This is a genomic window from Nocardia sp. NPDC046473 (genome assembly GCF_040645995.1).
GTDB lineage: Bacteria > Actinomycetota > Actinomycetes > Mycobacteriales > Mycobacteriaceae > Nocardia.
Genome location: NZ_JBEYZJ010000003.1, coordinates 553,009 through 577,682, shown reverse-complemented (window position 1 = coordinate 577,682; position 24,674 = coordinate 553,009). Strand labels below are relative to the sequence as shown.

Here is a 24,674-nt window from a genome sequence, read left to right as displayed (position 1 = left end):
GCGTGAACCAATTGGCCGCTGCGACATCTCCCTACCTGCGTCAGCATGCCGACAACCCAGTTGATTGGCGGGAGTGGGATGCCACTGCCTTGGCGGAGGCGGCGGAGCGGGATGTGCCGATCCTGTTGTCGATCGGGTACGCGTCTTGTCACTGGTGTCATGTGATGGCGCACGAGTCGTTCGAGGATGTGGCGACTGCGGAGTTGATGAACGAGAACTTCGTTTGCATCAAGGTGGATCGGGAGGAGCGGCCTGATCTGGATGCGGTGTACATGAATGCGACCGTGGCGATGACGGGGCAGGGTGGGTGGCCGATGACGTGCTTCCTTACGCCGGAGGGGGAGCCGTTCTACTGCGGGACGTATTACCCGAAGGTGGCGCGGGGTGGGATGCCGTCGTTCACGCAGGTGCTCACCGCGATCACCGAGACCTGGCAGCAGCGGCGCGATGAGGTGCACAAGGCGTCGGCGCAGGTGACCGAGGCGTTGCAGGCGCAGGCGGCGGGGCTGCCCGACTCCGATCTCGCGATCACTGCGGAACTGCTCGATCATGCGGTTGCCGCGGTGCTGCGGGACGAGGATCCGAAGCATGCGGGATTCGGTGGGGCGCCGAAGTTTCCGCCGTCGGCGCTGTTGGAGGGGCTGCTGCGCAGCTGGGAGCGCAGTGGTGATCCGGCTGTGCTCGCGGCGGTGAATCGTACGGCCGAGGCGATGGCGCGTGGCGGCATCTACGACCAGTTGCGTGGTGGTTTCGCGCGCTACTCCGTCGATCCGGCCTGGGTGATACCGCATTTCGAGAAGATGCTGTACGACAATGCTCAATTGCTGCGGGCGTACGGGCATTTGGCGCGGCGATCGCCGGAGTCGTCGGCGCACCGGGTTACTCGCGAGACCGTTCAGTTCCTGCTCGATGATCTGGGTACCGAGCAGGGCGGCTTCGCCTCTGCCCTCGACGCCGATACGCATCTCGAACCCGGCCAGCCCGGCGTGGAGGGCGCGACCTACGTCTGGACGCCCGCCGAGCTGGTCGGTGAAGTCGGTCCGATCGACGGCGCTTGGGCCGCAGAGTTTTTCGGAGTGACGACCGGTGGGAACTTCGAGCAGGGCACCTCGGTGCTCACCCGATACACCGATCCGGCACCCGCAGACATCGATCGGCTCGACCGCGTCACCGCTGCGCTCCGCAAGGCGCGCGACGGCCGCCCGCAACCGGACCGCGACGACAAGGTGGTCACCGCGTGGAATGGCATGGCGATCACGGCGTTGGCCGAGGCGGGTGCCGCACTGGGTGAAGACGACTGGGTGGCCGCCGCGGTCCGCTGCGCGCGATTCCTGTTGTCCGAGCACGTGATCGACGGCCGCGTGCGTCGCGCCTCACTGAACGGCGTCGCCGGAGCGTCGCCCGGCGTGCTGGAGGACTACGCCTGGCTCGTCACCGGCCTGTTCGCCCTGCATCAGGCCACCGGCGAGCTCAGCTGGCTCGACGAGGCACAACGGTTGCTGGACAAGGCAATCCAGCACTTCGCCGACCCCGGCGTCCCCGGCAGCTGGTACGACACCGCCGACGACGCCGAAACCCTGGTCGCCCGTCCCCGCGACCCGGTCGACGGCGCCACCCCGGCGGGCGCGTCCGCCCTCGCCGAAGCGTTGCTCACCGCGGCCGCCGCCAGCGATCCCGACCGCGCCGTTCCCTACTTCTCCCTGGCCGAACAGACCCTCCAGCGTGGCGCAGTCGTCCTGGCCCGCGCCCCGCGCTCCGCGGGCCAGTGGCTCACGGTCGCCGAGGCCGCGCTCCGCGGACCCCTCCAGGTCGCCATCGCCACCGAAACACCCGGCGAGCCAAGCGAACTGCTCGCCACCGCCCGTGCCACCGCCCCCGGCGGCACGGTAATCCTTGCGGGCCTGCCGAATTCGGCACCCTTGCTGGCTGACCGCCCGCTACTGGGCGGCGAGCCCGCCGCCTATGTCTGCCGCGGCACGGTCTGTGACCTCCCGGTGGCGACATCGGCTGAACTACGCGCATCCTTGGAACGGACATAGGCTCGGAAGCCGACCGGGCTCAGTCGGTTTCCGTTGCGGCGGTGCGGACTTCGACTACTCCGCTGCGGTCGGTCGTCGGATCTGCGGTGCCGCTCGGCGCGGCGGCCGACGCACCGTTGGTACTCGGTTCGGCGGGGTCGAGGTCGGTCCAACAGGCCGTCGGCTTCTTCATCCCGCGCAGCAGAATCGTCTCGTACAGCGTCCATTTCGCGCGTTCGTGCGGTGCGGCGTCCTCGATGGCGGACCCGCTCACCAGGATTCGGCGCGGCACCTCTTTCGCCTCGGTGGTGAGGCGGGCGGCCTCGTTGACGGCGTCCCCGATGACGGTGTACTCCAGCCGCGTGTCCGAGCCGATATCGCCCGCGAAGACCAAACCGTGCGCGACGCCGATGCCGATGTCGAGTTCGCCCGCCGCGACCACCTCGTCCCGGATTCGCCGCGCCGCGCGTAGTGCGGGAGTCGCGTTGTCGCGCAGGGCGATCGGCGCGCCGAAGATGCACAGCGCCGCGTCGCCCTCGAACTTGTTGACCAGCCCGTTGTTCTCCTCGGTCGCGGCGACGACGGTCGCGAGCAGCCGGTTCAGCTTGGCGACGAACTCCTCCGGCGGCAGTCCGGTGGACAGTTCGACCGAGCCGGTCACGTCGACGAACAGCGCGGTCACCACCCGCACATCGCCGGTCAAGTCCAGCCCGCCGGCCAGCGCGCGCTCGGCCACCTCGGCGCCGACGTGCCTGCCGAATACGTCGCGCATCCGTTGGCGCTCACGCAGATTCGCGACCAGCTCGTTGACCGAGTTCTCCAACCGCCCGATCTCGCTGGTGCTGCCCACCGGGACGCGCACGTCGAGATCGCCCTTGGTGATGCGATCCAACGCCAGCCGCAACGTGCGCATCGGCGTGGCCACCGCGCGGGCCAGGAACGCCGTCGCCAGCGCGCCGACGCCGAGACCGACCACCGAAAGATAGATGGCGGTGCGCACGCGATCGGCCGGATCGGCCACCGGATTGCCGAGCACCACGATCAGCATCAGCATCGGCAACGCCGCCGCGACCGCCCAGCTCACCACGACCCGGACCAGCACCGAGGAACTCCAGTGCATGGTCGGCCCGAGCACCGCGGCCACGATCGGAATGGTCGGCCGGATGAGCCGATCGACGATGAGGAAGGTCAGCCCCACCGATTCGATCCCGCCGAAGGTGAACAGCGCCGCGATCACCGCAGGATCGTTGTCCGGCGTCAACCGGATGAGCGACAGGGTCGCGACGATGACGCCGGTGATCCACACCGCGAGCGCGCGGGTGGTGATGGTGATCGGCAGCCGGAGCAGCTGCCGCGCTTCCTCCTCGGTAGGTTTACGCCCCTGATCGAGCCAGCCGAAATGGTACGACCGGTCCCGGATCGCGAGCGCGACCCCGGCCAGGAAACCGAGCGTGGGATAGATGCCCGCCAGCGCGACATGCCGGAGCCAGTCGGGACCGAGCCTGCTCAGCGACCCGCTGAGCCACAGCTCCATGATGATGACGGCCAGACCGCTGAGATTGGCGGTGATCACCACCGCCGCGAGACCGGCGCGGGCCTTGAGTGCCCAGATGACCAGCCGGGCGATCATGCGACGCCACGAACGGCAGTGACTAGGAACACGAACGAGCAGCTTAGCCGTTCGCGCTGGTCATCGGAGGACGACGAGCCAGACCGCGACATAGTGGGTCAGCGCGGCGAGCACCGTCGCGGCGTGGAAGAACTCGTGATGGCCGAAGACGGTCGGCCACGGGTTGGGCCACTTGGTGGCGTAGAGGATCGCGCCGCCGCTGTAGAACAGCCCGCCGACCAGCAGCAGGATCAGCGGCGCGATGCCGATCTGACTGTTCAGCTGCCCGGCGACCGGCACGATCGCCCAGCCGAGCAACAGGTAGAGCGGAACGCCGACCCAGCGAGGAGCGGTGGGCCACAACAGTTTCAGCGCGACACCGGCCAGCGCGCCCGCCCACACCACGATCAGCAGCGTCTGCCCGGTGCGGCCGGGGAGGCCGAGCAGGGCGAACGGCGTGTAGCTGCCCGCGATGAACAGGAAGATCATCGAGTGGTCCGCCCGTTTCATCCGGATGCGGGCCTGCGCGGTGGGCCAGGTCACCCGGTGATAGACCGCACTGATGCCGAACAGGCCACACACCGTCAGCCCGTAGACGGCGGTGGACCAGCCCGCGGTGGCCGAAATGGTGGCCGCCTCGGCGACGAGCACGATGGCGGCGACGGCCGCAACGCCGACGGCCCAGGTATGGATCCAGCCGCGCATCCGGGGTTTGCCTAGCGCCTCGACCAGCGACTCGGACCTCGAGTCGTCGACCACTCCGGTGTCGGTGTCGCCGACCGATTCGGACACGAGCTACCTCCTGATTGAACCCACCGGTAACCTACGGAACCGTAAGTTACGGTCTCCCGCCACTGTACCGGGAGACCCGGTCGCTGCCAGGATCCCGCCGCTGAGGCGTAGGGTGGCCGCGTGGAGCTTCCGGTTCAGGTGCGGGGTTTGCCGTATCGCATCTACGAGGCCCGGCTCATGAAGCAGCTGGCCGGCAAACAACATCCCCGCCACGTCGCGGTGATGTGCGATGGTAATCGGCGGTGGGCGCGCGAGAACGGTTTCACCGACGTGAGCCACGGGCACCGGGTCGGCGCGGTGAAGATCGCCGAGCTGGTCGGCTGGTGTCAGGCCGAGGGCATCGAGATGGTCACCGTCTATCTGCTCTCCACCGAGAACCTGCAGCGCGATCCCGACGAGCTGGAGACCCTCTTCGAGGTGATCACCGACGTGCTCGAGGAACTGTCGGCCCCGGAACAGAATTGGGGCGTGCGGATCGTCGGCTCGCTCGACGGCTTCCCCGAGCTGATCGCCAAGCGGCTGCGCACGGCCGCCGAACGCACCGAGGGACGCGACGGCGTGCACGTGAACGTCGCGGTCGGCTACGGCGGCAGGCAGGAGATCACCGACGCGGTGCGCTCACTGGTCCGCCAGGAGATCGCGGCGGGGGAGACCGGCGAGGATCTCGTGCAGTCGATCACCGTGAACGCCATCGGCCAGCACCTCTACACCTCCGGCCAGCCGGACCCGGATCTGGTCATCCGCACCTCCGGTGAACAGCGACTCTCCGGATTCCTGCTGTGGCAGAGCGCATACTCGGAGATATGGTTCACCGAGGCATACTGGCCGGAATTCCGGCGCGTGGACTTCCTGCGGGCGCTGCGCGACTTCGCGGCCCGGCACCGGCGTTTCGGTCTCTGACCCTGTTCTACTGCGCGGTGGGTCATGAGTGACCTCGACAGCCGCTCCGGCGGCCACCGGGACGCGCCACCCACGGCGACGGAACCGGTGCCCTACATCAGCTACGAGGACTTCGGGCGGCGGTTCCTCGAATACGCCGCCACCGAGCAGCGCATCCTCGGCGCCTTCGACCAATTGACCGGCGCCGCCTTCGATTTCGGCCCGATCGGCGTCGGTCCGGGCCGGCTGGCGAAGGCGAGCGCACAGGTGCAACTCGGGCAGGCCGAGGTGCGCCGCGATATCGACGAGGTGATCTCGTTCGCGCTGAAGATCCCGCTGAGCGTCGACATGCTCATCGATCTCGCGCTGGACAAGCACCGGTTCGAGGTGGACGGCCATATCCATCTGCAGCTGACCGTCCGGGCCGCCGCGCCGCTGCGCGTGGTGATCGATATCGCGACGCCACGATCCAGCGACGTTCGGATCAATGTGGCCACCGGCACCATTCGCGGGCAACTCTTGCGCATCCTCGCCAGCGTCGATCAGGAGATCCGGCGTTTCGTCGCCCGCTATATCGCCAAGGAGATCCAGAAACCGCACATTGCCGCGGCCCGCGATATCAATGTGGCCAAACGCCTCGACGAGGCCTGGAAATTGTAAGCGGGATCACAATTTACGCAGTCGCAGTCTATTGATGCTGTGGTCGGCGTCCTTGCGTAACACGAGGGTGGCGCGAGGCCGGGTCGGCAGAATGTTCTCCACCAGATTCGGGCGGTTGGTGTTGTTCCAGATCTCCTGCGCGGCATGGGTCGCCTGCTCGTCGGTGAATCCGGAGTAGTGGTGGAAATGCGCGTTCGGGTTCGCGAAGGCGGTCTCGCGCAGCGCGAGAAACCTTTGCACGTACCAGTTCTCGATGTCCTCGATGCGGGCGTCGACGTAGATGGAGAAGTCGAACAGGTCCGACACCATCAGCCGCGGCCCGGTCTGCAGCACGTTCAGGCCCTCGACGATGAGAATGTCGGGCTGGTGCACGCAGTGGAACTTGCCGGGCACGATGTCGTAGGAGATGTGTGAGTACACCGGCGCACACACCTCGGCCGCGCCCGACTTCACCTCGGTGACGAATCGCAGCAGCTTGCGGCGGTCGTAGCTCTCCGGGAAGCCCTTGCGGTGCATGATGCCGCGGCGGGTGAGTTCGGCGGTGGGATAGAGGAATCCGTCGGTGGTGACCAGGTCCACCCGCGGATGGTGATCCCATCGGGCGAGCAGTGCCTGCAGCACGCGGGCGGTGGTGGATTTGCCGACCGCGACGCTGCCCGCCACACCGATCACGAACGGCACCTGCTGATCGGGGTGCGTCTCGCCGAGGAAGGTTGCGGTCGCGGCGAACAGTCGCTGGCGCGCGGCCACCTGCAGATGGATGAGGCGAGCGAGCGGCAGATACACCTCCGCGACTTCTTCGAGGTCGATCTGTTCGCCGAGACCGCGCAGGCCCCTCAGCTCTTCCTCGGTGAGCACCAGCGGAGTCGACTTACGCAGTGTGCGCCACTGTTTCCGGTCGAATTCCACATATGGACTGGGCTCGCTCATTCGTGCCACTTACCCGACGCTCCAGTTCGGCAAACGCGTACACATACCGTGCCGGCTCCGTGTGATTCGGTCTAACTCTCGCCGCATAGCCGAATTCTGCTCTGCGTCAACGGCGTGGAAAAAGCGGGGTACCGATATCGGGCTGACCCGGTCGACGCCGAGCGCTTTGCACCGGGCGAACGCAGGGTGGCGTCGCGTGTTTGTGCCGCGTCCGGGCTCCTGGTGAGCCGCTAAAGTCGATCGGATGGCAGCGCATCCACTGGTGACCGAGTACCTGCGGCTCGGCCTGGCATTCGACCGGCTCGAAGACGGGTTCGTCGACGCGTATACCGGTGATCCGGCCTTGCGCCGCGACGTCGCGAACGCTCCCGCGCCGGAGCCGCGGCAGCTCGCCCGCCGGGCGGCCGAACTGCGTGCCGGGTTGGCCGACGCGGGACTGACCGTGGCGCGCACCGAATTCCTCGACGTGCACCTGCGTGCGCTGGAATGCTCCGGTCGCAAGTTCGCCGGTGACGACATCGGGTTCGTCGACGAGGTGCGCGCCTACTTCGACGTGGACATCACCCCGGGTGACGTCGAGGACTACCGCGACGCGCACCGGCAGATGGACGAGGTGCTCGCCGGTGCGGGCCCGCTGGCCGAACGAGTGGCCGCGCATCGCAAGGCCGACGAGATCGCGCCGGAACGGTTGGCCGCCTGCGTCGAAGCCTTCTCCAGCGCCCTGCGCGAGCTGGTCCGCGACCGCTATCCGCTGCCCGACCACGAGCACGTCACCTACGAGGTGGTCGGCGACAAGCCCTGGTCCGGTTTCAACTACTACCTCGGCAACTACCACTCCCGCGTCGCGATCAACTCCGACCTCAAACAACACATGACGCACCTGCCGTCGCTGATCGCGCACGAGTCCTACCCCGGTCATCACACCGAGCACTGCCGCAAGGAGGCCGGACTGGTCGCGGCAGGCCAGGCCGAACAGACCCTGTTCGTCGTGAACACTCCGCAGTGCCTGATGGCCGAGGGCCTCGCCGATCTGGCCCTGCACGCCATCGTCGGCCCCGGCTGGGGCAAATGGGCCCAGGAGATCTACGCCGACCTCGGCCTGCGCTTCGACGGCGAACGGGCAGAACAACTTTCGACCGCCTCGGCCAAGCTGCTCAGCGTCCGTCAGGACGCGGCGCTGCTGCTGCACGATCAGCATCGCACCGAGGACGAGGTCGCCGAGTTCCTCCAGACCTGGAGCCTCGCCACCCCCGAACGCGCCCGCCAGTCCCTGCGTTTCCTGTCCTCCCCGCTATGGCGCGCCTACATCTCCACCTACGTGGAGGGTTACCGACTGCTCGGCGGCTGGCTGGATGGCGCCGCAGATGCGGACGACCGCGCCGACCGCTTCCGCCGGTTGCTGGACGAACCGCTGACGCCGGGTGCCCTCCGCCGCAACTGACCTCGTAACACGGATTCGCACCCGCCGCCGGGCAGTGGCGGCGGGTGCGAATGCCCGAGGGCGATGGCGCCGCGGTGTGTCGTACGGCGCGATCCCCTCCGGTTCGTGCCGGCCATCTGTTGAACCGGCGGAATCGGGTGTCTCGTTACGGCTCGCCGGGCCCCGAATCACGGTGCCCCGAGTGGTGGGGGTAAGGCGGGAGTCAGCTGTTGGTGAAGGTGATGCGCACCGAGATCGAGTCGCTCTCCAGCGCTTTCATGGTCCATTCCGCGGCGGATTCGGGGACGCGGCCCTTGGCGAAGCTGCGGGCGCGGGCGACCACGTCGTCCTCGGGGACGAAGGCGGCGGTGCCGGTGAACCAGCGTTTGCCTTGACGCAGGCGGACTTTCGGGTCGGCGACGATATTGCGGGCCCAGCCGGAGCGGCGGCCGTGCTGTGAAATGAGCCAGGCGCCTTGGTCATCCACCGAAACGGTGACCGGAACACGGCGCGGCTGACCGGTTTTCGCGCCGGTGGTCTCCAATTCGGCGAGCAGGGCCGAGCGGATGCCGATGCGGTCGAGCAGGCCGACGGCGGGGTTGGCCAGGTAGCGGCCGATGAGGCGTTCGCGGCGGAATTTGCGGACCGCCGCGCTGGTGCTGCGTGCACTCATGGCGAGCTCCTTGTGTCTCAGCGGTTTCCGCGCAGGATGACGCAGGTGGTGGTGGCGTGCGCGACCAGCCTGCCCTGTTCGTCGACGACGCGGCCCTCGGCGGTCGCGGTGGTGCGGCCGACGTGGATGGTGGTGCCGGTGGCGGTGAGTTTCTGGCCGTTGATGGGCACCGAGCGGATGTAGTTGACCTTCAGTTCCAAGGTGGAGTAGCCGACGCCCGCGTCGAGGGTGGAGTGCACCGCGCAGCCCATCACCGAGTCGAGCAGGGTGGCGCAGATGCCGCCGTGCGTGCTGCCGAGCGGGTTGGCGAAATCGGGACGGGTCCGCAGCGTGAACACCACCTTGCCCTGCTCGATCATGTCCACCTCCATGCCGAGCAGATCGCCGATGAACGGCGGGCGGTCCTTCATGGTCATTCCCAGGCGAAGCATCTCCAGGCCCGTCAGCTGCGCGAGATCGATCGTGGTCTCCGACATGAATCCGTCCTTTCGGTGAACCGATCGGTCCACATCTGTCATGATTGGAGCACGGACCGATCGGTTCATGCAACAGTGCGGGAGGAGAAGGTCCACGTGCGAGACCTGCGTGCCGCGCCGACGCCGCCGACAACGGGCGGAATCTCCGGTCGATCGCCGCTCGGTGGCATAAGTCACACTTATCCAGTGCTCGACCGTTCGACGGGCGCCGAAAACTTCGACCGGACAGGGGGTTCCCGATGACCACAGGCCCACGCGCTCGGCTGATCGAGAGCGCGATCGAGCTGGTCCGTGAGCAAGGCGTGGCAGGCGCGGGTCTGACCGCATTGCTCGACCGCGGCAAGGCGTCCCGCAATTCGCTGTATCAGCACTTCCCGTCCGGCAAGAGCGAGCTCGTCGCGACGGCCACCACCGTGGCCGGCGCCCGGCTCGCGACCGTGATCGAGAAGGTCACCGCCTCGCGTCCGCCGCAACGGTGGTTCGACGCACTGTTCGGCTGGTGGATCACCGCACTGGACACGAGCTCGTTCCGCACCGGCTGTCCGATCGTCGGCGCCGCGCTCGCCGAAGCCGAGCCCGATGTACAGGCCTCGGCCGGTGCGGTATTCGCCGACTGGCACGCAAGGCTCGGTATCGGGTTCGCCGACGCGGGCCTGCCGGTCGAGGCGGCGGACTCCTTCGCCAGCTTCGTGATCAGCGCGCTGGAGGGTGCGATCGTGCAGTCGCGCGCCATGAAATCCAGTCAGCCACTGGCCGACGCGCAAAAACACCTCTCGGTCCTGCTGGACCACTACCTCCCGGCCGCCGCCGACAGCTGACGAACCGCACACGCGTCGAGAGGCGGATGGCCCCGGAGTGGCCTGGAACCCCATGCTGAAGAGCACAATGCAGGCCCATAGACTGTGGCGGTGACGCAGACGACGGCCTCGGTCAATACTCAGTCTCTCGGTGAGCTCGATCCGGAGCTCGCCGCCGCGATGGCGGGTGAGCTCGCCCGCGAGCGCGACACCCTCGAGATGATCGCCTCGGAGAACTTCGTGCCGCGCGCGGTGCTGCAGGCGCAGGGCAGTGTGCTCACCAACAAGTACGCCGAGGGCTACCCGGGCCGGCGCTACTACGGCGGCTGCGAGCACGTGGATGTCGTCGAGACCCTCGCCCGCGACCGCGCCAAGGAACTCTTCGGCGCCGAATTCGCCAACGTGCAGCCGCATTCCGGCGCACAGGCGAACGCCGCGGTGCTGATGGCGCTGATGAACCCGGGCGACAAGCTGCTCGGCCTCGACCTCGCGCACGGCGGTCACCTGACCCACGGCATGCGGCTGAACTTCTCCGGCAAGCTGTACGAGACGCACTTCTACGGTGTCAGCAAGGAAGACCACCGCATCGACATGGACGAGGTGCGCACCATCGCGCTCGAGGCTCGTCCGAAGGTGATCGTGGCGGGCTGGTCGGCCTACCCGCGTCAGCAGGACTTCGCCGCGTTCCGCGCGATCGCCGACGAGGTGGGCGCCTACCTGTGGGTGGACATGGCGCACTTCGCCGGTCTGGTCGCGGCCGGCCTGCACCCCTCGCCGGTGCCGCACGCCGACGTGGTGTCCTCCACCGTGCACAAGACCCTCGGCGGCCCGCGCTCCGGCCTGATCCTGGCCAAGCAGGAGTTCGCCAAGAAGCTCAACAGCGCGGTGTTCCCCGGCCAGCAGGGCGGACCGCTCATGCACGCCATCGCCGCCAAGGCCGTCGCCTTCAAGATCGCCGCGGGCGGTGAGTTCAAGGACCGGCAGGAGCGCACGCTGTCCGGTGCGAAGATCCTGGCCGAGCGCCTGACCGCCGCCGACGTCAAGGGCAAGGGCGTCAGCGTGCTCACCGGCGGCACCGACGTGCACCTGGTGCTCGTCGACCTGCGCAACTCCGAGCTCGACGGCCAGCAGGGCGAGGATTTGCTGCACGAAATCGGAATCACGGTGAACCGCAACGCCGTTCCGTTCGACCCGCGTCCGCCGATGGTCACCTCCGGCCTGCGCATCGGCACCGCCGCCCTGGCCACCCGTGGCTTCGGCGACACCGAGTTCACCGAGGTCGCCGACATCATCGCCACCGCGCTTGCGGGCACCTCCGATGTCGACACGTTGCGCGGGCGCGTCACCAAGCTGGCCCAGAGCGTCCCGCTCTACGAGGGCCTGGAGGACTGGCGCCTGCTGGGCTGAGTCTCCGCGAAGACATTCGACGGGCTCGCATACCCGGTGAAATCACCGGGTATGCGAGCCCGAGTCGTTTGTGGATGCGGTCGTCCCCACAATCCTGAGCTGTTGTCATAGACGGGTGCCAATCGCGCACCCCTCTCCCAACTACCCGCGTCACTACCCGCGTCCTCTTGGCGACCGAAGGCGCCCTCCAACCCGACTGAGGCACCGAAGGCCCCCTTCGGTCAGTTGACCTTCAGCGTCTACCTCGACCGAGGGGGTCCTTTGGTTGCCTGGACGGGCTGAAGGGCGCCTTCGGTCGATATCGGGGCGACCATTCTGGACGATGCATGCACTGATGTGGTCGCCGAGCCGTGTCGTCGCGGATCAGGCGAGTGCGATCCCGCTAGTGTTTGCGCGGATCACCTTCGTCTGAGGGCGGGGGAGCGCAGTCTGAAGTTGTGCAGTTCTCAGGTAGGTGACTCGACACGGAGGCAACCTGGTGGTCGGCAGGCGGGTGGTCCGGGTGGTCTGCACGCTGGTGGTGCTCGTCGCGGGTGTGGCGGGTGCGTCGGCGGCTGCGGAACCGTCGGGTGTCTATGTGTCGGTGGGGGAGTCGAGCGCGGCGGGACCTTTCATCCCGGAGCAGATCTACCCGCTGGGCTGCTTTCGCTCCGACCACAATTACGCGCACCTGACCGCCGAAGCGCTCGGACTGACCTTGCGTGACCCAGCGTGTTCCGGCGCGAAGATCGCGAATATGTATGCGGCACAGCCGCTGCCGTTCGGCGGCTCGAACCCGCCGCAGCTGGACGCGGTGACCGCGGATGCGACGATCGTCTCGGTGGATTTCGGCATCAACGACTACGCCGAGGACGGCTGGACCGCCACCGCGCTGGCGCCGAAATTGGCTGGGCTGCTCGACGATATCCGCGCCCGCGCACCACAGGCCCGGATCTTCGTGATGGGCAAGATCGAGCGGGTGCGCGCGGGCGGTTGCTTCCCGGCGGTGCCGCTGCTGCCGACGCAGGCCGACCAGATCTTCGCCGGCGTCGAAGCCGTCAACGCGGTACTGGTCACCCAGGCCGCAGCCCACGGCGCGACCTTCATCGATGTCTACCCGGCCAGCGTCGGCCACGATGCCTGCGCGCCGGAGGACGATCGCTGGGCCGAAGGCATCTTCCCGGCCTCCCCCGCACAACCGTTACACGCCAACGCCGTTGGCCATCAGCACGAGGCGCAGCTACTGATCGAAGCGATCCGCGCGAACACCTGATCGGCAGTTCACACCGAATCCAGCCTGGCTCTGGCGCGGGCGATCGCTTCGTCGAGGTAGCGGGTGATGTCGGCGCTGGTGCCCGGGCGGATCATCAGGGCGCGGTTGGCGGGGACCTCGTAGTAGCGGCCGTCGGCGGTGTCGATCCAGCGCAGGCGGCCGGTGCGCAGCGGCTCGGCGTTGCGGGGGCCGAGCAGGACGGCGGCGGTGCCGCGGGTGTCGCAGGATTGGCGCCAGAAGCGGCGGTAGCGATCCTTGACCTCGCTGGCTGGGGCGCTGCCGAACAGGTCGGGGCGGTCGTCGTTGAGATCGTCCAGCAGGAAGGACTTTTCGCCCGTGGTGCCCGCCGCGGCGTCCGGCAGCAGTCGTACTAGTTCGGTCGCGAGTTGGTCGACCCGGCAGCGGCGCAGTTGGACTCGGCCGCCGGTGGGGGCCGGTGTCTGTTGTGCGATCACGCCCGCGCCGCCGCGACTTGCGCAGCCGATCGCCCGCATCTCGACGCCGTCGCGGGTGTTGTCCTGGCCGAAAAGCTCGATGCGCCAATCGGGTTGGGCGAGCACGGTGATGGCGCGCGCCAGCGGGACGCGCTCGGGCCGGGCCAGCTCGTCACGGAATTCCCGCTGGTAGGTCTGATATTCGTGCAGACCGGGGAAACGGCTGGTGAACCGGAACGGGAAGGGCAGTCGATCGAGGCCGGTGCCGAACCAGGCTGCCGCGAACTGCTCCGCCGACAGCGACCACTGTGCCGTCATCGGGTGTTTGACGCGGATACCCCCTCGTTCACGGGGGAGAGAAAGCGCCATCCTCCTTTTCGGAATTGGGTCGCGAGGGTTTGTCGGTGGTGTCGGCTAGATTGCCGGATATGGAGGAAGTGGTGCGGTACACCTATCGTCTGCGCCCTGGTGTGGAGGCGGAGCGGGCGCTGCTTGCGGAGTGGGGTCGGTGCCGTTTTCTGTGGAATGAGGCTGTGCACCAACAGAAGTCGGGTGCGCGCCCCACCTTCTCCAAGCTCGGAAAGTTGCTCACTCGAGCGCGTGCCCGGAACGAATGGTTGCGTGATGGGTCCCAAGTTGCGCAGCAGCAGACTCTGCGCACTTATGCGCGAGCCCACGATCAGTCGTTCAAGATCAGAGGACGCGGGCGACCGGTGTTCAAATCCCGGAAGAAGGCGTTGCCTTCGTTGGCATACACCCTGCGCGGATTCAGCATCCGCGATGGCAGGCTGCTGCTGCCGAAAGGGGTTTCCATCTCGGTTGTCTGGTCGCGCGAACTGCCCTCGGAGCCTAGGTCTGTGCGTATCACTCGCGACAGTTTGGGGCATTGGTACGCCTCGTTCGTCGTCCGCCGTGAGGTCGAAACCGTGCCGATAGCTGAGCCTGGTATCGGTATTGACTGGGGTGTGAGCACGACTGCCACAACCACTGACACCGAGTTCGACCTGCCGTTCCTGGGGCATCGGAAACGGTGCGCCGCGGAACTTGCGAAAGCCCAACGGCGCATGGCCCGCCGCCGCTGTGGCAAGCGCGGTCCGCAGTCGCGTGGCTATCAGTGGGCGGCCCGGCAGGTAGTGAAGTTGCATAAGAAGGCGGCTCGGCAAACGCAGCATGATTCGCGGGTGTGGGCCAAACGTGTTGTCGCTGAGCATGGTTTGATCGCGGTGGAGGATTTCAAGCCGAAGTTTCTGGCGAAGTCCACGATGGCGCGTATAGCCGCGGATGCGGCGAAGCGGGCGTTGATCGAGTGTGGTGTGCGGGCTGGCCGGAGGGTGGTGTTGGTTCAGCCCGCCTATACGACGATGACGTGCAGTGATTGTTTTGCGAGAGCCAAGCGACTCGACCTGTGCGAGAAAGTTTTCCGGTGCCCCGAGTGTGGTTATACCGCGGGTCGGGATCGGAACGCGGCCAGGGTGATTCTGGTTGTGGCAGAGCGCGGCCACAGCAGTGTTGAGGACGTGAGACAAGCGGGTCACCTCCTTCGGGTGGGTGGTTCGGTTGCGGTCTGAGCTGTGAATCTCCTGCCTTCGGGCAGGGGAAGCGTTAGTTCTCGCCGATCACCGGCGGCACAGTCTTTTCCACCTCGCCCAGGAGTTCCTTGGCGTGCTCCGCGGTGCGCAGGAAGCCGGGGGACTTGTGTTCGCCGTCCTCCTCGCCGTTGCCTCGGGCGGCGTGCGGAAACATGCCGGGATAGCCCGAGGTGCCTGGTGCGCCCGTTCGACCAGGGACGGCGGCGGGTTGCGGTCCTGCTGCGCCTGTTGTGGTGGCGGGCAGGGGCGGCCGGGAGGTGCCGGCGCGTGCTTCGCTGCTCGGGCTCGCCGACGTGTGCGGGGATGTCGAGGTGCTCGGGCGGTCGCCGGTGTTCGGCGTGCCCGACCTGCTGGGTGTGCCGTTGTACGAAGCGGAGGCGACGGTCGCCGGTGCCGACGGCAGTGTCGTAGTGGGGATTCCGGTCATGACCGGATTGGCGGAGATGGTCGGGGTGGTGGTCGGCGACTTCGGGGTGGTCGCCGCCGTTGTCGTCGCGGCGGGGGTGGTCGATGCGTTGTTCTGATCCGGCGAGACAGACTGCGCAGCAGTGCCTTCCGGCTTTGTCTCGGAGCCGGGCTTACCATCGTTCGCCGACTTTTCGGTCTTGTCGGTCGGTGCCTGCTTGCCGGAATCCTCGGTGGCGGAACCGTTGTTGTCAGTGTGCGAACTGTTGCTGTCGGGAGTCTTGCCCGGGACCGGGTTCGTGCCGGGGTCGATACTGCTGTCGCCGCCCGGTGTCGGCACGACGACCGGGCTGATCGGCGGCGGCAGCGTCGGAATGGCGGGGGCGGTGGTGCCGTACGGCTGGATGTACTGCGTGGTCATCTCGTCGCGAGCCTGCTCCTCGTTGGAGTTGCGTAGCTCGGGGCCGCGTGGATTGGTCGAGGTGTCCACCACGTCGGGCACCGATATCTTGAACTTCGCCGCCGCACTCGCCGCCTGCGACAACGGCGTGCTCTGCGCGTTCAGCGTCGTACCGAACTCGCCGACCTGGGTCGCGTAGTCGCGGATGCCGCGCACCGCGCTGTCGGCCGCCGCGCCCTCCCAATGCTGTTCGACCGCCTGCTTGATGGCGGTCTCGAACTGGTGCCCGGCATCGGTCACCGCCGTCGCGATCTTCGACCAGGCGTCGAACGCGCTGTCCAGCCCGTCCGGGTTCATCCCGTCGGCCGCCTGCTTGATCTCGGCGTGGGTAAAACTTTGCGCGTTCTCGGGATTGGTGATCGCGCGGCCGTCGGTCTGTTTCATGATCGCTCCCCCGTAGGGTTGTTCAGCTGCCCGCGGGCAGCAATGGTGCGACTGCTTGGGCGATTTCGGTGGTGATATCGCAGGCTGCGAGGTTCTTGTTGGCCGGTGTCTGTGGAACGTTGGTCAGGATGTACAGCGAGCCGGACTGCATCTCGACGTTGATCGAACACCCACCGGGGACGTCGGGTCGCGCCTCGTAGCGCACCGCTTTGCGTTGGCCCGCCGAGACTTCCACCGCGGCCGGGAATTTCTCCCGTACCTGAGGGAGCGTGCCGTTGGTCGTCTCGATAACGAAGCCATAGCTCGCCTTGGCGACGTAGCGGCAGCCTTTCCAGGTGACTCCAGCCGCGCTGTCCTGCTTGGGTTCCGGCGGTTTCGCGTCCCACCGGTGCTCGCTCAAGAACTGCGGCGTCAGCGCCGTGCACGGGTCGAAGGCGGTGGGCGAGTTGGTCCCGGTCGATGTGCTCGTGTTGGTGGTGGACGGCGTCGCTGTCGTGGCCGGAGTCGGTGTGCCCGCACCCTTGTCTCCGGTGCAGCCGGTCAGCAGGAACAGACCCGCCGCCGCCACAACGAAACCGATTCGCGGAGTAGCTGTTCCGCTGGAGCCGAGGTTCATACGCTGAGCTCCCGCAGTTTGGCGGCGAACCCGGCGTCGGTATGGACGTAGGCGTCACGGATGGCGGTGAACATGGTCTGGATCTCTTGGGCGACAGCGATGTAGTCGGCGATGGTGTCGAAGGCGTTGTTGGGGCCGCCGAATGCCTTCTCGCGGAACATGGTGACCAACTCGATGGCCGATGACAATCGAGGATTGGCTTCGCCTAGACCCCAATACGATCGCTCACCGAGTTCGCGCGCGTCGGTCTGCACCGCCACCAGCGAATCGATCAGGTCCTGACACGCCTTGTCGATATCGACGAACCCCTGCGGATCCATCCGCACGGTCAACGCCCCGGACTTCGCATCCTCGATGTACCCGGGAAACGGGCTGTCCACCGCCATCACCGTCCCCTTTCATGAGTGCCTCTGACCCTATAGACGCGCCCCACCCCAATTCGGTTCCATCGAAACACAGTGGATTCTCCGGCGCGAGCACATCGGCGGATCGACCCCGCATACTGGACGGCCTCGAACCAGTGCGCGGGGTCGAAACCACAGCGCGGCCAACGGTTTCAGTTGATCTCGGCCGCGTCGACCATAGCGGGATAATCCAGCAGGTCGATGTCGTTGGCGGCCTTGTCCGCGTACTTCGCCATCATGCTGAACATCCACGATCCGAAGAACCAGTTGCGCATCTTGATGCCGTACGCGGTCTTCGGCGCGAGGAACCTTCCAGCGTTGCTGTTTCCCATGATCTTGGCGTAGCCCTTCATGATCTCGTCGTAGCGAGCGAACGCCACGGTGTAGTCACCGTCCGCGACGGCGAGTTCCCCCGCGATGACGTACGCGCCGACCACCGCGAGCCCAGTGCCGAAGCCTGCCAAGGTGTTTCCGTACGCCGAGTCGCCGACCAGCGCGACCCGCCCCTTGGTGAAGTTGCCGTGCATCCGCACCTGGCTGATCGAGTCGAGGTAGAAGTCGTTGAAATCGGCCATCTCGCTGAGCATTCGGGGGACATCCCAGTGCACGTCGGCGTAGACATGTTCGACGATGCGCCGCTGGGCCGCGGTGTCGTCGCGGGAGTAGTGGAGCTCGGGCGAACTGAACATGTACAACTGCTGTGCCTTCGACCCGCCGCTGATCGCGAGCTTGCCGGGCGCGTTGTGACCGTAGGCGGTGACGCGCTCCCGCGGTCCGGTGGCGTCCTTGCTCCAAGGGCTCGCGCCGGCGACGCAGTAGTAGTAACCCAGGTATTTGACGAAGTCCTTCTCCGGCCCGAAGGTCAGCTTGCGCACCCTGGAGTGGATGCCGTCGGCGCCGAAGACCAGGTCGAAGGTGCGCGCCGGGCCGTGTTCGAATTCGACGTGCACGCCGTCGGCGAGTTCGGTGAGTGCGCTGATCGAATCGCCGAACAGGTATTCGCAGTGTTCCGCGGTGCGCTTGTACATGATCTCGGCCAGGTCGCCGCGCAGGATCTCCACGTCGCCGCCGGTGAAGTCGCCGGACATGACGGCCAGTCGCTTGCCGTGCTCGTCGACGAAGACGGTGTCGGTGGTGCCGGTCCGGCGTTCCTTGATGTCTGCCAGGATGCCCATCCGCTCCAGGACGGTGAAGTGCGTCTTGCCCTTGAAGTCGATCGCCTGACCGCCCGGGCGCAGGCCGGGGGCGCGCTCGATGACGGTGACGTCGAAGCCGTAGCGATCCAGCCAGTAGGCGAGGGCGGGGCCCGCGATGCTGGCGCCGGAGATGAGAACGGACTTGTTGCGCATGATGACTCCTGTGGTCTGAATCTGTGTCCGTTGGATTCTGTTTCTAGTGGACGCGAATTAGAGTATGGTAGACACAGTTTCAAGTCAAGCCGTTCTCCGGAAGGATTTGGGTATGCCGACACCGACCACCGTTCAGCTGCTGTGGGGCACCCAGCAGCGGCCCAAGCGGGGCCCGAAGCCCGCCCTCTCGCTGGCGGGGATCGTGGCCGAGGCGATCGTGATCGCCGACGCCGAGGGGCTGGCGAACCTGTCGATGCAGCGGTTGGCCGAGCGCCTCGGCTTCACGAAGATGTCGCTGTACCGGTATGTGCCCGGTAAGGAGCAGTTGACCGCGCTGATGCTCGACGCCGCGATGGGCACTCCGCCGGATACTGCGGCGTCACAAGGGGATTCGGAATCGTGGCGAGTCGGGATCCGGCTCTGGGCGGAGTCGATCTATCAGCGCTATCGCGAACACCCATGGGCGATCGAACTCACCGTCGGCACCCGCCCGTTCGGCCCGAACGAGCTGGGCTGGATGGAGAGCGCGTTGGTTGCGCTCAGCGGCACCGGCCTTACCGGCCCGGAAAGACTGGACACCATCGTGTTGGTGAACGGTCACGTCCGCAGCCTGGCCCAACAGATCCACACCCTGGGTGATGATCCGGAGGGGCAGTTCGCCGGGCAGTTCCTGGAGATGATGACCGAGGCGGGCGATCGCTACCCTGCGGTCGCCGCCGCTTTCGCCGAGGAGGCGGCCGCGGGGGCCTCGGCCGGCTCGAACGACGCCCTGCACTTCGGTATCGAACGGGTCCTCGACGGTTTGGCCGTCCTGATAGCTCGACGAGCAGGCGGTTGAGCCGTCTCGTTCGCCGGGCCTGCCGTACTGTCCGGCTACGGCCTATCGTCGGAATATGACCCAGGACCTAGAACTTCAGCAGGACGCGATCACCACGGTGCGGAAGTTCTTCGCCGCGCTCGAACACGGCCCCGTCGCCGAAGCATTGGACTTACTGCACCCCGACGTGGTCTGGAAGAACACCTCGCTGCCCGACCTCGGCGGCGGCTTGGCGCGCAAGGTACTGCTCGGCCTGAATCGGGACGCGCTCGGTTTCGCGGTGGAAATGCACCACATCGCCGCCGACGGCAACATCGTGCTCACCGACCGCACCGACATCCTGCGCTTCGGCCCGGTCCGGATCGCGTTCTGGGTGACCGGCACCTTCGAACTGCGCGACGGCCGAATCATCCTGTGGCACGACCACTTCAGCTGGGAGAACTTCTTGCGCGGCACGGCCGTCGGCCTCTTCCGCGCCGCACTACCGCGCGGCTGAAGCACCCCGCGCGGCGGGCTCAGTCCTGAGTTGTCTGCGGTTCGAGGACTTTTCGTCGGCGATCAGTTGTGCTCGTTCAGGTAGTCCAGGTAGAACGGCCGCAACACCTCGGCGATCTCACCGTCGCCCGCGTGGATGTAGTCGTCGAGCATCGGCAGCACATATTTGATGTCCGCCTCGCTTTCGCCGAGGTTGCCCGCGGCGGCCTCGGCCGCCGGGATCGACGTGAGCAGCCGCCACAGGAACTTCACGTCCCCGTGCCGCACGGCCAGCTTCACCGCCCGATCGTGCAGTTCCTTAGACGACAGCTTCTCCAGGTCCTCGTTACCGGCCATACCGCGACTCTAACGGGCGCCGCCGACCGCCCGCGCCGACCCGGCCGTTCGGGTCGGCGAGCGCAGCCCCACCGGCTTGCGGACACCCCTCGGTCCGCATGCCGGCCGAACCCAGTCCCGGCACGACTCGATCGTCGCGGCATTCCCCTCCATGGATGCCGCGCTGGTCACATGCCGTGTCGGTGCTGGTCACCGTCGGGGGTGTGGACACCCCGTCGGGAATGGTTCGCATTGTGTCGCAGTGCTTTCGGTACCCCCGTGCTGCCGTGTCGTTGGCTTGAGCAACATAAAAGCATCATAAGCCACCAGTATCGAAGCTATGCTGCCTGGACACCGACCTTATAGCAAAGCTCATGACCGGTCTATGCTGCTTCCAGGTCAGTTTCGACGGGGGCGCAGGAGGTCGACGGCAGTGAATTCCGGTAAGGGGTGCTGGTCGTGGCGGTGACTCATGCTCAGCAGAAGCGCTTCGGCCGACTGATCAAGGCTCGGCGTATGTGGCTGAACATGACGCGCGACGATGTCCACGACGCCGGCGGCCCCGCCGACACGACCCTGGCCAGAATCGAGGATCCGGGACCCGACACCGCGCCGCCCCGCCCGAAAACGTTGCGCGGCCTCGACAACAGCCTTCGCATGGTGCCCGGCAGCGCGGCTCGTGCGCTGAACGGTGGCGAGCTCGAGGCGCTGGCGGACACACCGCAAGTAGCTGACCCGGACGGGCCGGCGAGTAACCCGCTGACCTTTCGTGCGGTGACGGTCGATGTGAGCGTGGTGCAGAGTCTCGTCGCGGCAGCCGAGGCGTACGACCAATTCTGTGCTCGACCCGACCTGTCCGAGGCGGCGGCCGCGGCCGCGCACGCGATCAGAGAGCAACTGGGCATCGCCGTCGGCAAGGTCGCGGCGGCCCATGCGACGGAGGTGCTCGAGCGGGTCGGCGGGCCGGGACGTGCTCTTCCGGCGTTCATCGAACTGGCCTACGGGCAGTATCTATCGGCGCCTCCCACCGCGACCGGGGCCGACCTCGAGGACCAACTGTATCGGCGTTGGCTCGCCGGTCGGGCTGCTGACCTGGACCCCGCTCACGTGGCAACGTTCACGAGCCGGTGGCGGTCTAAGCTTCAGCACGTTCGACTGAGCGAAAGGGGCGGTCACCAGTGAGTGAGGACAGTCGATCGATTCCATTGGAGCAACGGGTGAATCAACTGTTCGCCACCATCATCGATGCCGACAGGAACGAAGTCAGTTCCGCAGTTGTCGCGAACAGGATTTCCGAGGAGCTGCGTCGTCCGGTCTCGGCGGCGGATATCGATGCGCTTCGTCGATCGGGTGCGCGGCGTCCGCAGCAGGATCTGCTCGAAAAGCTGGCCGGGTACTTCGATATGCCGGGAAGTTTCCTCTCCGACAACCCTGACGACTACTATTCGACCTATCTACATCTGACCCTGCTCATTACGCAACGCGACAAGAACATTCCCTTTATAGCGTTACGTCCCAGTAGTGATCATCTGGGTGACGCCTCTGTTCAGGAGTTAACGAACTACCTTGGATCAATCGAATAACGAGACGGTGGACTCGGACAAAGTCGCCGCCGAGCGAGCCATCGCCGGCCTGACACTGCGAAGACCTTGGTCGATAGAACGTTTCATCGAAGAACTGAGTCTCCAACGGGATCGCCCGATCGAAATCGTGGACGGCCTCGGCGAGTACGAGAGCCAGGACTTTTCGGGCATCTGGATTCCGCTCCCCGGCAAGGATCACATCAGGGTCCGCTCGGAAATCTCCCCCGTGGAGCGCGAAGGCATCATCGCACACGAGATCGGGCATATCGTGCTCGGGCACGAGATATCACCTGAACAACGCTTGGAATACTATCGCCGGACCACGCCGTCGATCCCGGATGTCGTCATCCAGCGCCTCATGACTCAACAAGCCTGCCTGCGCTCACATTTCGATACTCCCCTCGAGCGGCAGGCCGAATGGTTCGCCACGCTGTTGATGCAGGCCGCGGAGCCGCTGCGGCGACCACTCTTCCCTGATAAGTCCCTCACGCCGAGCAGGCGACTCATGCTGGAGCGGGCTGCCGCGATATTCGGATGGTCGACGTGAAAATTGCCATCGGTGCACTCATACCGATTCTGCTGCTCCTACTGGCCGCTCATCGAATCCGGTCCGACTCTCGGAATCGAAACCGCGAGTTCACCGGAATTCTCAATCCCTTCACGCAGCTCCTGCTCTGTCTCGGTCTCGGGAAGCTGTTCCGGGTTCCGCACATCACCGACGACCTGATAAACCCGGTCTTGCGGCAGTTGACCGGTGTCGCGAACATCATGTCCCTGGCCGGTATGACATTCGGGGCCCTAGCCGCCATACCGATAGTCGCATTCAGTTCGTACATAACCGGCCGAAGAGTGCCCGTGCGAGCCCAAATCGTTGCCGCAGCGCTGATCGTCATCGCGATGACAGTGACGTTCCTGCGCACTCCGATGGCCGATACGCCCACGTCGTTCATGTCGAATCAGTTTGCGGTAACCGGCCCGGTAATTGCCTATTGGACGGCATTTATCGCACCACTCGCCATCAGCACTTTGGTCAGCAGCAGTTTAATGATTCGCGAGGCTCTATGGGTTCGCCGCGGTCCATTCGCGCGCGCACTCGCCGGAATGGCGGCAACCTTCACTCTCGGATTCATCTACTGCTGCCACAAGGTGCTGAACCTTGCGCTGAAATACAATAACTCCGACTCTTTTTTGCACCACAATGCGGTGACCATCTCGAATTCCATCGGGCTCGCCGCCATGGTGGCGGCAGCGTCGTCGGCGGCCACCTACGCCTGGTACATCTGGAAAGACCGGATCATCCGCTACCAGCTGTTGCGACGCTACGGCGGCGCGTGGATGGACGCGCGCACCGCGAGTCCGGACGTGGTGCTGGACCAAACCTACGAATTCCGTCCCACCCGCAGGGTCTGCTGGGCCGCCGCACGCTCGCACGAGGCGGCGTACCGGCTGCAGATCGAGCTCGCCGACCACCAGCATCAAACGAGGAGAAGTTCCATCTTGACCAGCCAGGAGGCGTTGTGACGTCAGTGCAAGGATCTGTCGAGCCCGGGTTCGAGGCGGTGCGCGACGCCTTCGGGCAAGCCCAGGCCGAGGACGAAGGCGGGGCGCAGCTGTGCGTCTATCGGCACGGGCGGCCGGTGGTCGACCTCTGGGCCGGACAGGACCCGATCTCCCAGATGTCTTGGGACGCGGAATCCTTGGTGGTACTGATGTCGGTATCCAAGGGCGTGACCGCGACCTGTGTGCACATGCTGGTCGAACGCGGACAGCTCGACCTCGACGCCCCGGTGCGCGACTACTGGCCGGAGTTCGCTGCCAATGGCAAGGCCGACATCACCGTCGCCGACGTGCTGTCCCACCGCGCCGGCCTGTCCAGTTTCGACGCGGAATCCGGGATCGGCCCGGACGAGATGAACGACTGGTCGACGTGTGTCGCCGCGCTGGAGTCGATGTCCCCGCTGTGGCAACCCGGAACCGCGTTCTACTACCACTCCCTCACCCTCGGCTACCTCGCCGGTGAGCTGGTCCGGCGCGTCACCGGAAAGAGTGTCGGCGACTTCCTGGCCGCGGAAGTTGCTGGGCCGCTGGGGCTGAGCCTGTGGATCGGTCTGCCGGAACGCGAGGAGTACCGCGTCGCTCCGCAGTTCACCCGCGAGCGCTGGCTCGGACCGGCCGATATCGAGGCGGTTCTGGTGAAGATGGGGATCGATGTCAGCGGACGTCTGGTTCGCGCGACTCTCGCAACCTTGGCGACCAGGGAAGACGGCATCGAGATGCTGAACACCCGCGCGGGGCATGCGGCCGAGATCCCGTCCGGCAACGCGATCGGCAACGCGCGCTCACTGGCCCGGCTGTACGCGGCCACCATCGGTGAGGTCGACGGCATCCGGCTGCTCGCACCGGAAACCATGGAACGGGCCAGGCAGACCCAAACCGACGGGCTGCGCTCACCGGCACCCTTCGACGTGATCCCGGTGACGCAGCGCATCGCCTACGGCTACGAGAACAACCGGCCCGCACGCCCCATGCTCGGCGACGGATCGTTCGGAAACCCCGGTACCGGCGGACGAATCAGCTACGCGCACCCCGAGTCCGGCATCGCCGTCGCTTACACCTGCACCAATATGAACGGCGCCAACCCGGAAGCCCCGGATCCACGGTGGCTGCCCTGGACCGCAGCGCTACACGAGGCGCTCGCCTAGCGAGCTGCACCTACTTGTCGCGGGTGATGCGGCAATGATGCTGGTCACGTCGCTGCGGCCGCGACGAATCGCCGCCGGGCGTGACCGGCAGGTGCGAAGGTGCCGTTGGGCTGGGGGATTACCCCGCGCCGGCCGGTTTGGCGAGGGCCGGCGCGGGGTAGGGATGGCTGGGTGTTTCCGGGTTAACGACAAATTCACGGACACGCCT

At 66.4% G+C, this 24,674-nt stretch carries 26 protein-coding genes; 15 read left to right on the top strand and 11 right to left on the bottom strand.

The genetic code is table 11. The features are described 5' to 3' along the window. Positions 1-2 precede the first annotated feature (2 nt). A complete protein-coding gene (locus tag ABZ942_RS12775) occupies positions 3-2,039 on the top strand; it encodes a thioredoxin domain-containing protein (RefSeq protein WP_357381252.1) in 2,037 nt (678 codons plus the stop codon). Between the two features lie 19 nt (positions 2,040-2,058). Here ABZ942_RS12775 and ABZ942_RS12770 read toward each other — a convergent pair whose 3' ends face one another. Both ABZ942_RS12770 and ABZ942_RS12765 read right to left on the bottom strand, forming a co-directional pair. Continuing rightward, positions 2,059-3,648 carry an adenylate/guanylate cyclase domain-containing protein gene (locus tag ABZ942_RS12770; protein WP_357381250.1) on the bottom strand — a complete coding sequence of 530 codons (1,590 nt, stop codon included), beginning with the start codon at positions 3,646-3,648 and terminating at the stop codon, positions 2,059-2,061. 60 nt (positions 3,649-3,708) lie between these two features. Continuing rightward, entirely contained in the window at positions 3,709-4,332 is a 624-nt protein-coding gene (locus ABZ942_RS12765) for a hemolysin III family protein (protein WP_357381891.1), read from the bottom strand. A gap of 207 nt (positions 4,333-4,539) precedes the next feature. On the opposite strand from ABZ942_RS12765, the gene ABZ942_RS12760 reads away from it, so the two are divergent. Together ABZ942_RS12760 and ABZ942_RS12755 are read left to right on the top strand one after the other, a co-directional pair. Further along, positions 4,540-5,319, top strand: coding sequence for an isoprenyl transferase (locus ABZ942_RS12760; protein ID WP_357381248.1), 780 nt, complete (start codon positions 4,540-4,542; stop codon positions 5,317-5,319). A 24-nt stretch (positions 5,320-5,343) separates the two neighbouring features. Then, positions 5,344-5,958 carry a hypothetical protein gene (locus tag ABZ942_RS12755; RefSeq protein WP_357381246.1) on the top strand — a complete coding sequence of 205 codons (615 nt, stop codon included), beginning with the start codon at positions 5,344-5,346 and terminating at the stop codon, positions 5,956-5,958. Between the two features lie 6 nt (positions 5,959-5,964). Here ABZ942_RS12755 and coaA read toward each other — a convergent pair whose 3' ends face one another. Beyond that, the gene (gene coaA / locus ABZ942_RS12750) at positions 5,965-6,897 is read right to left on the bottom strand and encodes a type I pantothenate kinase (RefSeq protein ID WP_357381244.1); all 933 of its coding nucleotides are present in this window, start codon (positions 6,895-6,897) and stop codon (positions 5,965-5,967) included. Positions 6,898-7,132: 235 nt separating this feature from the next. Between coaA and ABZ942_RS12745 the strand changes: the two genes are divergently transcribed. Next, on the top strand, positions 7,133-8,329 hold the full coding sequence (locus ABZ942_RS12745; protein ID WP_357381242.1) for a DUF885 domain-containing protein: 1,197 nt from the start codon (positions 7,133-7,135) through the stop codon (positions 8,327-8,329). A gap of 202 nt (positions 8,330-8,531) precedes the next feature. Here the strand turns inward: ABZ942_RS12745 and ABZ942_RS12740 are convergent, their stop codons facing one another. Beyond that, a complete protein-coding gene (locus ABZ942_RS12740) occupies positions 8,532-8,981 on the bottom strand; it encodes a nitroreductase family deazaflavin-dependent oxidoreductase (protein ID WP_357381240.1) in 450 nt (149 codons plus the stop codon). 17 nt (positions 8,982-8,998) lie between these two features. Continuing rightward, positions 8,999-9,457: a PaaI family thioesterase gene (locus tag ABZ942_RS12735; RefSeq protein ID WP_357381238.1), complete on the bottom strand. Its 459-nt coding sequence runs from the start codon at positions 9,455-9,457 to the stop codon at positions 8,999-9,001. A gap of 239 nt (positions 9,458-9,696) precedes the next feature. Here ABZ942_RS12735 and ABZ942_RS12730 point away from each other — a divergent pair, with 239 nt between their 5' ends. The 3 genes from ABZ942_RS12730 (at position 9,697) to ABZ942_RS12720 (ending at position 12,913) form a co-directional block, all read left to right on the top strand. After that, entirely contained in the window at positions 9,697-10,275 is a 579-nt protein-coding gene (locus ABZ942_RS12730; protein ID WP_357381236.1) for a TetR/AcrR family transcriptional regulator, read from the top strand. A 90-nt stretch (positions 10,276-10,365) separates the two neighbouring features. Further along, positions 10,366-11,661 carry a serine hydroxymethyltransferase gene (gene glyA, locus ABZ942_RS12725; protein ID WP_357381234.1) on the top strand — a complete coding sequence of 432 codons (1,296 nt, stop codon included), beginning with the start codon at positions 10,366-10,368 and terminating at the stop codon, positions 11,659-11,661. Between the two features lie 454 nt (positions 11,662-12,115). Then, on the top strand, positions 12,116-12,913 hold the full coding sequence (locus ABZ942_RS12720) for an SGNH/GDSL hydrolase family protein (RefSeq protein WP_357381232.1): 798 nt from the start codon (positions 12,116-12,118) through the stop codon (positions 12,911-12,913). 8 nt (positions 12,914-12,921) lie between these two features. Here ABZ942_RS12720 and ABZ942_RS12715 read toward each other — a convergent pair whose 3' ends face one another. Next, a complete protein-coding gene (locus ABZ942_RS12715; RefSeq protein ID WP_357381230.1) occupies positions 12,922-13,665 on the bottom strand; it encodes an ESX secretion-associated protein EspG in 744 nt (247 codons plus the stop codon). Positions 13,666-13,775: 110 nt separating this feature from the next. Here ABZ942_RS12715 and ABZ942_RS12710 point away from each other — a divergent pair, with 110 nt between their 5' ends. Beyond that, positions 13,776-14,915 (top strand): transposase, encoded by a 1,140-nt coding sequence (locus tag ABZ942_RS12710; RefSeq protein ID WP_357381228.1) that lies wholly within the window; start codon positions 13,776-13,778, stop codon positions 14,913-14,915. Between the two features lie 34 nt (positions 14,916-14,949). On the opposite strand, the gene ABZ942_RS12705 is transcribed toward ABZ942_RS12710, so the two are convergent. From ABZ942_RS12705 to ABZ942_RS12690, 4 genes are all read right to left on the bottom strand, one after another. Then, a complete protein-coding gene (locus ABZ942_RS12705) occupies positions 14,950-16,185 on the bottom strand; it encodes a hypothetical protein (RefSeq protein WP_357381226.1) in 1,236 nt (411 codons plus the stop codon). Between the two features lie 22 nt (positions 16,186-16,207). Further along, the gene (locus ABZ942_RS12700; RefSeq protein ID WP_357381224.1) at positions 16,208-16,801 is read right to left on the bottom strand and encodes a DUF3558 domain-containing protein; all 594 of its coding nucleotides are present in this window, start codon (positions 16,799-16,801) and stop codon (positions 16,208-16,210) included. Then, positions 16,798-17,187, bottom strand: coding sequence for a hypothetical protein (locus ABZ942_RS12695; RefSeq protein ID WP_357381222.1), 390 nt, complete (start codon positions 17,185-17,187; stop codon positions 16,798-16,800). Before ABZ942_RS12695 ends, ABZ942_RS12700 begins: the two co-directional genes overlap by 4 nt. Before the next feature lie 170 nt (positions 17,188-17,357). Beyond that, the gene (locus tag ABZ942_RS12690; protein ID WP_357381220.1) at positions 17,358-18,554 is read right to left on the bottom strand and encodes an FAD-dependent monooxygenase; all 1,197 of its coding nucleotides are present in this window, start codon (positions 18,552-18,554) and stop codon (positions 17,358-17,360) included. Positions 18,555-18,666: 112 nt separating this feature from the next. On the opposite strand from ABZ942_RS12690, the gene ABZ942_RS12685 reads away from it, so the two are divergent. Continuing rightward, the gene (locus ABZ942_RS12685; RefSeq protein ID WP_357381218.1) at positions 18,667-19,392 is read left to right on the top strand and encodes a TetR/AcrR family transcriptional regulator; all 726 of its coding nucleotides are present in this window, start codon (positions 18,667-18,669) and stop codon (positions 19,390-19,392) included. Between the two features lie 55 nt (positions 19,393-19,447). Beyond that, on the top strand, positions 19,448-19,867 hold the full coding sequence (locus ABZ942_RS12680; protein WP_357381216.1) for a limonene-1,2-epoxide hydrolase family protein: 420 nt from the start codon (positions 19,448-19,450) through the stop codon (positions 19,865-19,867). A 62-nt stretch (positions 19,868-19,929) separates the two neighbouring features. Here the strand turns inward: ABZ942_RS12680 and ABZ942_RS12675 are convergent, their stop codons facing one another. Beyond that, positions 19,930-20,202 carry a hypothetical protein gene (locus ABZ942_RS12675; RefSeq protein WP_357381214.1) on the bottom strand — a complete coding sequence of 91 codons (273 nt, stop codon included), beginning with the start codon at positions 20,200-20,202 and terminating at the stop codon, positions 19,930-19,932. A gap of 438 nt (positions 20,203-20,640) precedes the next feature. On the opposite strand from ABZ942_RS12675, the gene ABZ942_RS12670 reads away from it, so the two are divergent. The 5 genes from ABZ942_RS12670 to ABZ942_RS12650 are packed head-to-tail and all read left to right on the top strand — an operon-like array spanning position 20,641 to position 24,466. Next, the gene (locus ABZ942_RS12670; RefSeq protein ID WP_357381212.1) at positions 20,641-21,363 is read left to right on the top strand and encodes a hypothetical protein; all 723 of its coding nucleotides are present in this window, start codon (positions 20,641-20,643) and stop codon (positions 21,361-21,363) included. Then, on the top strand, positions 21,360-21,764 hold the full coding sequence (locus ABZ942_RS12665; RefSeq protein ID WP_357381210.1) for a hypothetical protein: 405 nt from the start codon (positions 21,360-21,362) through the stop codon (positions 21,762-21,764). The genes ABZ942_RS12670 and ABZ942_RS12665 overlap by 4 nt, the downstream gene beginning before the upstream one ends. Beyond that, complete coding sequence (locus tag ABZ942_RS12660; RefSeq protein ID WP_357381208.1) at positions 21,748-22,311, top strand: hypothetical protein; 564 nt, start codon at positions 21,748-21,750, stop codon at positions 22,309-22,311. The genes ABZ942_RS12665 and ABZ942_RS12660 overlap by 17 nt, the downstream gene beginning before the upstream one ends. Then, a complete protein-coding gene (locus ABZ942_RS12655) occupies positions 22,299-23,285 on the top strand; it encodes a hypothetical protein (RefSeq protein ID WP_357381206.1) in 987 nt (328 codons plus the stop codon). Before ABZ942_RS12660 ends, ABZ942_RS12655 begins: the two co-directional genes overlap by 13 nt. Beyond that, positions 23,282-24,466, top strand: coding sequence for a serine hydrolase domain-containing protein (locus ABZ942_RS12650; RefSeq protein ID WP_357381204.1), 1,185 nt, complete (start codon positions 23,282-23,284; stop codon positions 24,464-24,466). The genes ABZ942_RS12655 and ABZ942_RS12650 overlap by 4 nt, the downstream gene beginning before the upstream one ends. Positions 24,467-24,674: the final 208 nt, after the last annotated feature.

What these genes read in the sequence shown, in the direction of transcription:
- ABZ942_RS12680 (WP_357381216.1), top strand. Translation starts at nt 19,448, where the DNA reads ATGACCCAGGACCTAGAACTTCAGCAGGACGCGATCACCACGGTGCGG.
- ABZ942_RS12705 (WP_357381226.1), bottom strand. Translation starts at nt 16,185, where the DNA reads ATGAAACAGACCGACGGCCGCGCGATCACCAATCCCGAGAACGCGCAA.
- ABZ942_RS12770 (WP_357381250.1), bottom strand. Translation starts at nt 3,648, where the DNA reads ATGATCGCCCGGCTGGTCATCTGGGCACTCAAGGCCCGCGCCGGTCTC.
- ABZ942_RS12690 (WP_357381220.1), bottom strand. Translation starts at nt 18,554, where the DNA reads ATGCGCAACAAGTCCGTTCTCATCTCCGGCGCCAGCATCGCGGGCCCC.
- ABZ942_RS12655 (WP_357381206.1), top strand. Translation starts at nt 22,299, where the DNA reads ATGGTCGACGTGAAAATTGCCATCGGTGCACTCATACCGATTCTGCTG.
- ABZ942_RS12755 (WP_357381246.1), top strand. Translation starts at nt 5,344, where the DNA reads ATGAGTGACCTCGACAGCCGCTCCGGCGGCCACCGGGACGCGCCACCC.
- ABZ942_RS12735 (WP_357381238.1), bottom strand. Translation starts at nt 9,457, where the DNA reads ATGTCGGAGACCACGATCGATCTCGCGCAGCTGACGGGCCTGGAGATG.
- ABZ942_RS12765 (WP_357381891.1), bottom strand. Translation starts at nt 4,332, where the DNA reads ATGCGCGGCTGGATCCATACCTGGGCCGTCGGCGTTGCGGCCGTCGCC.
- ABZ942_RS12745 (WP_357381242.1), top strand. Translation starts at nt 7,133, where the DNA reads ATGGCAGCGCATCCACTGGTGACCGAGTACCTGCGGCTCGGCCTGGCA.
- ABZ942_RS12710 (WP_357381228.1), top strand. Translation starts at nt 13,776, where the DNA reads ATGGAGGAAGTGGTGCGGTACACCTATCGTCTGCGCCCTGGTGTGGAG.
- ABZ942_RS12730 (WP_357381236.1), top strand. Translation starts at nt 9,697, where the DNA reads ATGACCACAGGCCCACGCGCTCGGCTGATCGAGAGCGCGATCGAGCTG.
- ABZ942_RS12695 (WP_357381222.1), bottom strand. Translation starts at nt 17,187, where the DNA reads ATGGCGGTGGACAGCCCGTTTCCCGGGTACATCGAGGATGCGAAGTCC.
- ABZ942_RS12685 (WP_357381218.1), top strand. Translation starts at nt 18,667, where the DNA reads ATGCCGACACCGACCACCGTTCAGCTGCTGTGGGGCACCCAGCAGCGG.
- ABZ942_RS12700 (WP_357381224.1), bottom strand. Translation starts at nt 16,801, where the DNA reads ATGAACCTCGGCTCCAGCGGAACAGCTACTCCGCGAATCGGTTTCGTT.
- ABZ942_RS12675 (WP_357381214.1), bottom strand. Translation starts at nt 20,202, where the DNA reads ATGGCCGGTAACGAGGACCTGGAGAAGCTGTCGTCTAAGGAACTGCAC.
- ABZ942_RS12740 (WP_357381240.1), bottom strand. Translation starts at nt 8,981, where the DNA reads ATGAGTGCACGCAGCACCAGCGCGGCGGTCCGCAAATTCCGCCGCGAA.
- ABZ942_RS12715 (WP_357381230.1), bottom strand. Translation starts at nt 13,665, where the DNA reads ATGACGGCACAGTGGTCGCTGTCGGCGGAGCAGTTCGCGGCAGCCTGG.